This is a genomic window from Massilia sp. CT11-108 (assembly GCF_047302915.1).
GTDB lineage: Bacteria > Pseudomonadota > Gammaproteobacteria > Burkholderiales > Burkholderiaceae_D > Telluria > Telluria orientalis.
Genome location: NZ_JBKYMO010001659.1, coordinates 1 through 248, shown reverse-complemented (window position 1 = coordinate 248; position 248 = coordinate 1). Strand labels below are relative to the sequence as shown.

General features: G+C 74.2%; 1 pseudogene. It reads left to right on the top strand.

Going from position 1 to position 248, the window contains the following annotated elements:
- A pseudogene (locus ACEN88_RS35945) lies at positions 1 to 248 on the top strand (response regulator); the annotation flags it as partial.

Sequence of the window (248 nt, the reverse complement as noted above, 5' to 3'; positions counted from 1 at the left end):
GACGCCCGCTTCGCCGGCCTGCCGTTCGTCCTCGTCTCGGCCGCGGCCGACGGCGCGACGATGGAGCAGGCGCTGTCGCTGGGCGCCGCCGGCTACATCGTCAAGCCGTTCGACGCCGCGCGCGTGGCGCAGCACCTGCAACCCCTGATGCGTGCGCCCGACGAGCAGCCCGACGCCACCCTGCGCCGCCTCGGCATCGACGCCACGCGCCTGCTGCTGTACCTCGGCGGCCGGTGGCGTTTACACAA